The sequence below is a fragment of the Camelimonas fluminis genome (assembly GCF_014656355.1).
GTDB lineage: Bacteria > Pseudomonadota > Alphaproteobacteria > Rhizobiales > Beijerinckiaceae > Camelimonas > Camelimonas fluminis.
In genome coordinates this window covers 4,148-13,906 of the sequence record NZ_BNCG01000051.1, presented here as the reverse complement: position 1 = coordinate 13,906, position 9,759 = coordinate 4,148, and the positions used below count along the sequence as shown (strand labels likewise).

The window sequence follows — 9,759 nt, the reverse complement described above, 5'->3', positions numbered from 1 at the left end:
TCACATGGCTCAATTCTCAGTGGAAATTACCCGAGAAACCGGCTCAGTTCTGGGTGAAAAACAACAGCGTAGCAAACCGAATGCTCGGCAGCTCGGATGGCGTTGGCAATGGCATCTGACGTCAAATTACTGAAGAGAGATTCACCCATCATCTTGCCAGGCCTTTTTGTTCAAGTGCCAGAAGTTCCTGGCTTACATCGACGTGTCCCCGATCTTCATAGAACTGCGCCAGATCCCGCAGGTATGCGGGCTTGGCCGTCAACTATCAATCAATCATCTGCCGCCGCCAAACCGTGATGCTTTGTCACAAGCAGACAGTAATCTCTGTCTGTTCAAGGATAGCCGGGGGGCGCATCATGGACATGAAAGTCGCCATTGCCGCTGCCGAAATCTGCGCTGTGGGTTATGTCATCGTCGTGTTTATCAGGCGCGCTTCGAACCGGGGCCCGTAACGAAGCGATTGATGGTGACCCACGCCAAAGCCGCACAGGAGCGGGTCTGCGTGGCCCTATGCCAGCCGCCGCGGCATCGGGCGTCGTTGCCCAAAACCGCACCTCCCCCGATGATTGATAGCCGTCCGGGGGGACGGCAACCATCATTTGGGGGATTCACACGCGAGATACAGAACCAATCCTGTCGCTGACGCAGGAATAAGCGGACAAGGTCCGCGCAATCGTTGTCGGGCTCTGCGGTGAGGAATTTGCTGCCACGGTCGAGGAAATCGGCCGGAATAATCGCCATTCACATCGCATCACGGGATAGTTCGTTCTGAATGATCATTTGATCTTGCGAAAGGCCCAAAAAACCGCCCGAAGGCAGCTTTGAGGGTCTCTCAGGGGCCATGCCGACGCCGGGCAACAGAACGCATGGCTGAGTAGATTGTTCCAACTCATCTGCGCGTGAGCAAACGGATTAACGATGGGCGTGTAGGCTCTGCCGGATCCGGGGACGGATGATCTTCCGCATCCGCAACAACGCCTTCCCGGAGCCAGATGGCCGCGACATCGTCTTCGCTCATGCTGTCCAACGCGGGTTCCACTGAGGGGCCGCCGGCCGGCTGCCAGGCTGTCTTGACCGTCTGCTTTGCGGAGGGAATGACGTTCATGCTGTTCGATATGGCAGCAAGGATCTGCGGAAAGAACTCACGGCGGATGAATACAGAAACGCCATCGGTAGCCCTCGCCACCGGCAGAATTTCAACGCGGAAGCCATGCTCACTTTCCTCGGTAACACGAAGGCTTTCGTATGGAATTTTAAGCATGTCGCCCCACTGTTCTGCGTCTGCGCTGTCAACTTCCATATACTACGACGCGACCAAAGAAAAAGCCGCTTTTTTTTGGCGGCCAGTCGTATCAATCCGAGGTCCGATGGGAGTGGGGGGTCAGCCCGCGCTGAGACGAGCAAAGACGATCAAGGCGGCGGCCATCTGATCCCGACGCCTCCCCCGGAGTGGCCATTCGTGCCTGCGGCCACTTCGAGCCACAACCGCCATGCGTGCCCGCCAGACAACGTCAGGATGCGGCGCCCGCCCTTCTGGAGCCTTCCCCGGAATTCGTTGAGAATGCCGCAGCAGGCCCGATAGCTGGAACGGGTCATGCCGTTCCTTGCGCCTGCATCTGCCACCCGTCATCCTGGTGGGATATGCGAATGCCGGGGTCGGGTGGGCCACCTCTGTAACCGGGCCGCCCGGGCGTTCGCCAGGTCGCCCCGGAAGGCCGAGGCCACAACCGGCGGCTGCCGCAGTTGGCCCGATACAGGAACCCCACGCATTCGGCGCAAGCGCCAGATCGTAAGAACAGGGAGACGACGATGCCATCCGGTCATGATCTCAAAGGGCTGATCAGGTTCCTGGAGCGCGAAGAGTGGCGTGAGTGCTTTGAAGAGGTGTTCGACTGTCACCTCGGCCCCGTGCTGGATGCCGGCGACATCGAATTCGATGACCTTGCCGAAACTCTGGGTGAGGACTGGGCCATGACACTCTGGGGGTGCGCCTTCGAGGATTTCCTGACGCAGGAGTTCGATGTGCCCGGCGGGAATGTCGTCGACGCGTATCTCAAGCGCCGCGGCTGGAACGAACGCGTTCAGACGAAGGCCTATATGAAGGCGCTGCGGACATCGGTCATGAGCCTCTACGAGGTGAGCGACGTCGTGCCCGGCAAATCGCTCATGGCGCGTGATCTCGTCCGCGGCGGTGAGCCTGTCGCTGTCAGTGAAGGAACGGCTACCAGGACCCTGAAGCAATGGGACAGGATCGCAGCCCGTATCGTGCCCGTTGCTGGCAAAAACATTCTTGCCGGCGGGCTGCTGCCTTTTACGCCCCAAGCGACCGACGCGCTGCTCGACGGGCTGCGCCAGATATTCGGAAAGAAGGGCGCACGAAAGCTGCCGACGGTAGCAGACCATGAGCTGCAGGCCGTCGCTTTCATGTTCACACTGGCATGGCTGTCCGACACGCTCCAACGGACCGCCGGGCTGCCATCGTTGCAGAACTCAGATGGCGACGACCTGATGTTCCACGACGTCATGTTTCCGCTGGCGAAAGGCGTAACGCAGAAGGATGTCGCCGCGCGCGTGAATGCCATTCCGGCGATGGCGCGGGAGAATGCAAAATTTTGGAACTGGCTCGAAGACAGCCCTGGAGAAAAAGAAAACGATAAACCCGCCGCGCTCCGCTTCGACACAATCATGGATAGCGGTCAGCGCGTGCTGGGCAATGTGGAATTGAAAGGGCGCTTCCTGCATCTGTCAACAAACTCGTCAGCACGCGCAGACAAGGGGGGCATGCTGCTCTCGCAGGCGCTGGGCGACCGGGTCGGAGCACCGCTGACCGAAATCAGGACGCCTGAACAGATGATTGCTGATCAACGGCGTCATGGACCTGGAGACGCGGATGCGGACATCCCGCCTGAGATAGCCCGGCAGGTAGCCCACCAGTTCCTGGACCGTCAGTATCGGGAAACGCTTGACCAGCCCGTTCCCATGCTTGGCGGCAGGACGCCCCGTCAGGCCGTACAATCGGCCGCCGGCAGGCAAAAGGTGGTGGAATGGCTCAAGTATCTCGAGAACCAGTCCGCAAAACATCCCGATCCGGCCGATCCGGTTGCAACCTACAGCTTTGAGTGGATGTGGAACGAACTCGGCGTTCATAATTTGCGCCGGTAGCGGTCGGCCTCGCGCAGGAACCCCGGAAAGAATTGTAATTAAAGTAATAATAAATAATGAAGATTTTTCTTCTCTAATCCCATAAAATAAAATGAGACACTCAAGTGAAGCACGCCTTTCAAACTGACGATCTGTTCGATCCAGGCCTTCCGTTGCTGCCCGCCCTCGCGGCGACACAGCGGAAGACCGCTGCTTACCCCACCCCCCTCTGGTCAGCCCTGCCCACCGACTGGCCGCGGATTGGCGGCCGGGAATTGCCCCTGTTCGGGAATGCTGAACAGCTGCCCTCCCTGCCCGGATATGACCCCGTCGCCTGTCGCGCAATCTACGTCGCGGCATGTGAGGGCGCTCGCGAGCTGGCCTTCCGGATTGGCATCCCGCTGTACAAGGTCGGCTGCTGCGCCCCCGATCGGGTCGATAGCAGGATGCTGGAACACAACTGTGCTGGATACGGATCACGCTACCTTTCGGGAAATGAACTGCGTCATGAGCCGGGCTGGAATGCGTGGTTCAGCTCCATCATACAGTTCGGAAACATCCTGCCGGCCAACGGGCCCGTCCGCCGGGAGGGCAGACTGCTCATCGTCGGACTGCCACCCGGTCTGTCAGGCGCTGAGTTCGACCGCCAGTTCGACCTTCACATCCGCCAGGGTTCGATCGACCTGTGGTCATTGACCGGAGAGGGTCGCAATCACTGCGCCGCGCGCGGAGTGAACCCTGAACTGCTACGCCGGTTCACCCGATATCCCGGCGGAAGCGACATGCGCCTTTCGCCTGCCTATGAACTGGTGGCGTTCAACCCCCGCTGGGCCAGTCACGCCGAGGCGCTTGTCAGGCTCGTGCATCATATCATCCTGAAGCACCTCTGCCCCGAGACCGCGCCCCAGCGGCGCCACCCTGCACTCACCCGTCATCCACTCGCGGCTCTCCGCTTCGACACTCCTGCCTGACCTGTCTGTCACCCATTGAACGACGAATATATTTTACAGAAAGTTACAGTACAATGACTATGAACCCAAGCGCATTTAACCAGACCCATCCTGACCAGTTCGACCTGTTTGGCCGTGCCCTGTGCGCTGCCTCAACAGCCATCCCGACACGCCGGGTGGAAGCACCGCTGCACACTGGCTGGCGCTCCTCGCCGAGCGCCCCGACGCATGCGGCGCGCTACGGGATGGCGTCACCTCTCCCTCCCACGCGAACCCGGGCCATTATTGTGGCCGGCTGCGGGGGGCTCGCCCAACTCGCAAAGCAGTTCCGGCGACCAATGCATTTGGTCACAAGCTGCCACCCGGACGAGGTCTGGGTGACGCTGAACATGCTCAGACGCATTGCCTACGGCGCCCGTCATGAAGGCAGCATGCACCTCGAGCAGGGCTGGGAAAACTGGTTTCCCATGAAGCTGGCGAGCGACACCATGACCCGCGATCATGATGCCGTGCACCGGGGGTCTCACGAGCTGCAGGTCTCCCTCCCGGACCACATCCCGGACGAAGAGTTCGACAGGGCATTCTTCCTGCAGATGAGATCGCATGCGGTCGACCTGTGGTCCGCCACGACGGCCGGAGGAAATCACTGCAGGCAACTGGACCTCGAGCCTGCTCGCCTGCGCCGCATGGCAGGGCGGGCAGACCGGGTAGGCCTGGAGGCCCTGCCGGTCCGGGAGCTTGTTCCGTTCCAGCCCGGCAATCTGCAGGACATGAGCCTGCTCGAAGGAGTTGCGCGGTCGATTATCTCCGCGACGCCCACAGCGCTGGCGGCATGATCCACCGGGCCTGCAGTCCATGACCCAGACCGGGGCGCGTCTGGCGAGACACCTTCTGCTGCCGCTCCCGTTTCACCCTGCCTGGGCGCTGCCACAACTCCATGCTCCGCATCGTCGGACACGGCGGCCTGCTGGCTGCCGGCGGCATCCCAGGCTGGTGTGAGGGCGGGCCTGAAGCAGCGCCTGGCCACATCCCCCAGCGGCTGGGCGCCGGCCGGGATATACTCGCCGGTCAAACTGGTGAAAGGCGCGTCTCTCACGCGCCCTACCCGACGCTCAGGCCAAAGACCTCACCTGATCAGGCGCAACCCAGGAATACAGATTTGCAAGTGCGGGGGATGAAGTCGCCTGCCGCCCAGGCAAGGCGGCTGGCAGGCAGGCAGGCAAGCAGGCCATGTATCTGGCAGGAGATGTTCAGCACTGACGACGCTGACCGGCCCGCCCATGCCCCCTGCCCCCAGAGCGACGCCGGCGCTGTCTGACGCCCATGCGCTTTGACAAGCGGCTGTGGCTTCAGGCTCAGGGAGCAGCCAATCCGGCTGCCCCGGACCGAAATGAACGATGATCGATCCAGTGATGCATAAATGACACATCGCGCATCAGCCAAAAACCTGACCGCTGAACTTCAACATTCCGAGAGAGGCAGAATATGGCCAAATCTGGAAACGGTTGAACTCCTACCTCTGGACCGGAGACGGCAAAAAAATAGCAAACGGTTAACCATCCCGCACGATCGGAGAATAGAGCGCCGCGAACTCACCCTACAGCGCGCCGGGTTCACGCCCCCCGATCGACGGGAGCGGATGGTCGCGCCGAACCAGGTCTCAAGGTCGACATAGCTGAACAACTCGCCCGCTCGATTGTCGTCAACGCGCATCCAGCGGCCTCCGCATCCCTTCGAAGACAATGAATCACGCCGAATGCCCTCAGGCGAGCGACTTTTTCAACGGCCTGCTAGGCCGTCGTGGGGAGTGGGTCGGTTCCCTCGCTCAAGATGGCGAGGTACCGCCGGTAACTGAACACACGCCCCCGTTTGCGCCCGGTGACCTCCTCAACGATGCTGATCCGTTCCAGATCTGCGAGCACCGCATTCACGGTCGGTGGCGAAAGTCCGGTTTGTTGGACGAGTTGGTTGGGCGTAAGGAACGGATTCTGCTGAAAAAGATCGTAGACACGCAGGGCAGAGCCTGCCCGGTCGCTCTGAGCCGTAATCCGCTCGCGGTCTTCCTTGAAAAGATCTACAATACGGGTAGCAGCCTCGAACGCCTGATTGGCCGTATCCGCAACGCCGGTGAGGAAGAAATCGAGCCAGGGTTCCCATGCCCCGTGCTCGCGCACCTCCTGAAGCAGACGGTAATAATCAGCGCGATGCGTTTTCAGATAAAGGCTCAGATAGAGCAGCGGCTTGCGCAGCACACCGTTGACGCAAAGGTATAGCGTCACCAACAAGCGACCTATCCTGCCGTTTCCATCCAGGAACGGGTGGATGGTTTCGAACTGGACGTGCAGCAGGCCGGCCTTGATCAGGGCGGGCAGACGCGAGCCGTCTTCGTGCATGAAGCGCTCGAGTGCGTCGAGACAGGCATCCATCTCGGTCGGAGGTGGCGGCACGAACAGTGCGTTTCCTGGACGTGAACCACCGATCCAGTTCTGAGACCGCCGAAACTCGCCGGGATTTTTCGTGCCGCCGCGCCCGCTTTGCAGCAGTCGCTCATGCATCTCACGGATCAGACGTAGTGACAGCGGCAGGTTTTCCAGACGCTCCAGCCCATACATCATCGCATCTACGTAATTTGACACTTCACGTATGTCGTCGATCGGCTGGCCGGCCTGCGCCTCCGTTTCGAAGCGGAGCAGGTCCGTGAGGGTCGATTGCGTGCCTTCGATCTGGGAGGATAAGACGGCCTCCTTCCTCACATACATATAAAGGAACAGTTCCTGGCGTGGCAGCAGCATGGTGATGCCGTCCAGACGACCCAAAGCGCGTTCGGCCAGACTTAACCGCTCCAGGAGGGCCAGCACGTCAATGGCCGGTTCCGGAGGCAGCGAGGGCGGTACGAAGGCGCGCACGATGTCCCCCGCGACGGGGGTTTCTACAAAGCGGCCCAGCCGGAGGTTGGTTGTTGATTCGGACATGCCACATGATGCGATTGCGGCATTATTTAAACAATTGGTTCTTTTCTTAAATAGCGCGCATGCTAAAATAAGCGCTCTTAAATAGGGGTGGGCGCCGCAAGGAGAATGATGGGCTTGTCTCAAACCGTGGCGGTAGTGGCAGGAATCCCTGCGCCGCCCCTGTTTTCAGGCTTCGTTAACCTTTTGCGGTCCGAAACAGAGCGCAAGCAGGTCATTCTGGCAACGGACGGACCAGTCGCCGGCGAAGCCGAAGCCTTTGCGCAGCCACAGCAGCGCCTCTAAACCCGCGATCGTGCGCCGCGCCGTAGAAACTGCGCAGACACCCCACTTTCGGCATCATCTGTTTGAGCCGGAAATGGTCGCTTTCAATCACCTGTTGCAGGTGTTTGGAGATGCGATGGGTGACGTCAGCATCGGGAAGACCCTGGACGATGCCATCCTTGATAGCGGCGGGATAGACGCTGGCTCTCAGCAAGGACGTTCAGGGTCATGGCGTCGCTCTCCGGTGCCACTCCATGGCCCCGCCAGAACCAATGTAGCGTGAACGTCAGAAAGTTTGCGACAGGCCCCGCTTCCCATGGTCTGCTTCTTCGCAAACCGTGAATAGGCCGCCGTCAGACACATTGTAGAGCGTCGCCAGGTCGCAGCGCGTTCCACGAGCAGGAACGGGATCGTTCAACCCTAGCGCATTACGACGGCAGGCGCAGGAAAATGCAGGCGCGCCGCCAGCCGAAAACGGGAACAGTTCATTTTCAACGGCGCCGTCGAGCGCCTCAATGAACGGCTTCAGGATGAGCGTGATCGGTCGCCCGCCCCTTGCGAGGCCGATGGCGTCGCCTTCCCCGCCTCCAGTTCTCTGACGAAGCGCCCCCCGACACCTGTCAGGCCTGCCAGCTGTTCCTGTGTCAACCGTTGCGCCTTCCTCTCCGTGCGAACGAGAGGACCGAGGCTCTGACACCCTGATATTGCCTGCATTCAAATCACCCCAACCGGGGCCATCTGCTGTAGAACCGGTCTGCAATCCAGAAGCCGAACCGATCGGCCCGAAATATCGCCGTGCGCGTGACAAAACGGCCCGATGGGGGCAAATTTGCTTGCGGCTAACTGCGCCGTTCATCTCCTCGGGCGCCGGATCGCGATTGGGCAGCTTCCGGAAGGCGACTCAGACCGGCAACCTTGCAGAAGCCCGAACACCGCCACCTGTGCGCCTCTGGCCTCACCATGCTGCAAGCGGACTTCCAGACAGGCGGCCGTGGTATGATCGGGGATTATGCGCTGGAGCACTCGCCCTGTTCCGCGGAAGGTGCTGCAGTTTCCGCGTCGGCAGACCGACTGGGCATGAAATCTCCGGACCCGACATACGCGCCGTTTGATCATCGGCAGGCGTCGCCATGCCCACTGCCCTCTGTGCCAGCAAGGCCATGATCATGTCGCACGGATCATAGGCTTCGGCGCAGGCACGCTTGCTAAGGCTCCTGAGGTAGCCGCCCGGGTTACAGATGGTCTCTTGACGCTCGAGGATGTGTGCAAGGCTGGCTGCGGCTGCTTCCGGGCCCATGGCGTTGCAGGCCTCAATCCATGCGTCCCTGCTGACTCCCAGCATCTGGCTGGCGAGCGTCGCGGCTATGAACAGTTCACGCCATGTCTGTATGTCCTGCCCTTTCGCATAGGAGACAATCTGCGGGCAGGCCTGGAGCACCATGTCGAGAGGCGGCAGGCTGGCCGATCGGCGAGGTTCATCCACCTCAGGTGATCCAGCCTGCGCCTTCAAATCCTGAGAAATTCTTTCTGAATTTTCTTTATAAGATTCTGTGTTGTGACTCTCTTTGTGGCGCTCATTCTGACGGTCACTGCCGCTCATTTTCGCTGCATTCGTGTTATTTTCCAGCGACTTGATCACAAGGTCACGTAACGCGGTCATGGCGGCGAGCGCCGCGCGCAGTTCGTCGATGGCGGGCTTGCGCGACAGCTTGCCGACGATGGTCTGGAAGCGGTCAAGCAGGTCACGCCAGTTACCTTCCCCGCCCTGTTCGATGGCGGCGACAATGAGTTTTCGCGCGTCGCGGCGGCAGAGGCTGAAAGCCTCGCGGGTTTGGCTGAGCATCTCCGCTTCCTGCCTGACGCTCCGGGCCATGGCGGCAAGTTCTTGCGCCCGCACGATCAGCGGTGTGAGGGCGAAGCCGAAGGCGCGCTGGATCTCTCCTGCCGCGTTGCGGCGAACATAGCGCTTGCCATTGGGGCTGTCGTTGCGATCGATAAGGCCTGCCTCGACCAGTGCGGTGATGGCGCGGCGCAGGGTGGCGCCGCTAATCCCGTGGGCCCGCGCTGATATCTGCTCATTGGACGGAAATACGATAGGCGAAGGGCCAGTAATTTCCTGCTCCGGATAGAAGCTGAGCAACGCGTTGAGGACGGCGAGCGCGCGGTCGCGCAAGCCGAGCAGATTGCTGGCGCTGCAGACGTCGCGGTACACCTGCCATTTGTTGACGGGAGCTGGCCCCGCCGCGGCGCGCCGGGTGTTGGCGAGCCTGAGTTTTACCTGGCCAAGATCGACCGTTCGCCGTCCATGCGGCGTTAATGTCTGTGCGCAGAGCATCGGGCACCTCCGGAGAGGCAAAAGACAACTGATCACCAACCCGGTGCTCAAAACATAGTTGTCACACATGAGAAGGGCTTCCACGACGGCAACGTTTTGG

General features: G+C 60.6%; 7 protein-coding genes and 1 pseudogene. 3 read left to right on the top strand and 5 right to left on the bottom strand.

Translation table 11 applies throughout. The features are described 5' to 3' along the window. Positions 1-889: 889 nt before the first annotated feature. Positions 890-1,300 (bottom strand): hypothetical protein, encoded by a 411-nt coding sequence (locus IE243_RS20700; protein ID WP_191321220.1) that lies wholly within the window; start codon positions 1,298-1,300, stop codon positions 890-892. A gap of 509 nt (positions 1,301-1,809) precedes the next feature. On the opposite strand from IE243_RS20700, the gene IE243_RS20695 reads away from it, so the two are divergent. The 3 genes from IE243_RS20695 to IE243_RS20685 all read left to right on the top strand — a co-directional run bounded on the left by IE243_RS20695 (position 1,810) and on the right by IE243_RS20685 (position 4,927). After that, the gene (locus IE243_RS20695) at positions 1,810-3,162 is read left to right on the top strand and encodes a DUF7986 domain-containing protein (protein ID WP_191321219.1); all 1,353 of its coding nucleotides are present in this window, start codon (positions 1,810-1,812) and stop codon (positions 3,160-3,162) included. A 104-nt stretch (positions 3,163-3,266) separates the two neighbouring features. After that, a complete protein-coding gene (locus tag IE243_RS20690; RefSeq protein WP_191321218.1) occupies positions 3,267-4,112 on the top strand; it encodes a hypothetical protein in 846 nt (281 codons plus the stop codon). A gap of 317 nt (positions 4,113-4,429) precedes the next feature. Beyond that, complete coding sequence (locus IE243_RS20685) at positions 4,430-4,927, top strand: hypothetical protein (protein ID WP_191321217.1); 498 nt, start codon at positions 4,430-4,432, stop codon at positions 4,925-4,927. 954 nt (positions 4,928-5,881) lie between these two features. On the opposite strand, the gene IE243_RS20680 is transcribed toward IE243_RS20685, so the two are convergent. From IE243_RS20680 to repC, 4 genes and pseudogenes are all read right to left on the bottom strand, one after another. Then, positions 5,882-7,063, bottom strand: coding sequence for a Fic family protein (locus tag IE243_RS20680; RefSeq protein ID WP_191321216.1), 1,182 nt, complete (start codon positions 7,061-7,063; stop codon positions 5,882-5,884). A 165-nt stretch (positions 7,064-7,228) separates the two neighbouring features. Beyond that, positions 7,229-7,529, bottom strand: a pseudogene (locus IE243_RS20675) (DDE-type integrase/transposase/recombinase); the annotation flags it as partial. Between the two features lie 320 nt (positions 7,530-7,849). Then, entirely contained in the window at positions 7,850-8,038 is a 189-nt protein-coding gene (locus IE243_RS20670) for a helix-turn-helix domain-containing protein (protein ID WP_191321215.1), read from the bottom strand. A 241-nt stretch (positions 8,039-8,279) separates the two neighbouring features. Next, a partial coding sequence (repC, locus tag IE243_RS20665; RefSeq protein ID WP_210319929.1) for a plasmid replication protein RepC occupies positions 8,280-9,759 on the bottom strand: 1,480 nt, incomplete at its 5' end.

Bases quoted from the DNA above. Each gene is read 5' to 3' on its own strand.
- IE243_RS20670 (WP_191321215.1), bottom strand. From the start codon at position 8,038: ATGCAGGCAATATCAGGGTGTCAGAGCCTCGGTCCTCTCGTTCGCACG.
- IE243_RS20685 (WP_191321217.1), top strand. From the start codon at position 4,430: ATGCATTTGGTCACAAGCTGCCACCCGGACGAGGTCTGGGTGACGCTG.
- IE243_RS20695 (WP_191321219.1), top strand. From the start codon at position 1,810: ATGCCATCCGGTCATGATCTCAAAGGGCTGATCAGGTTCCTGGAGCGC.
- IE243_RS20700 (WP_191321220.1), bottom strand. From the start codon at position 1,300: ATGGAAGTTGACAGCGCAGACGCAGAACAGTGGGGCGACATGCTTAAA.
- IE243_RS20680 (WP_191321216.1), bottom strand. From the start codon at position 7,063: ATGTCCGAATCAACAACCAACCTCCGGCTGGGCCGCTTTGTAGAAACC.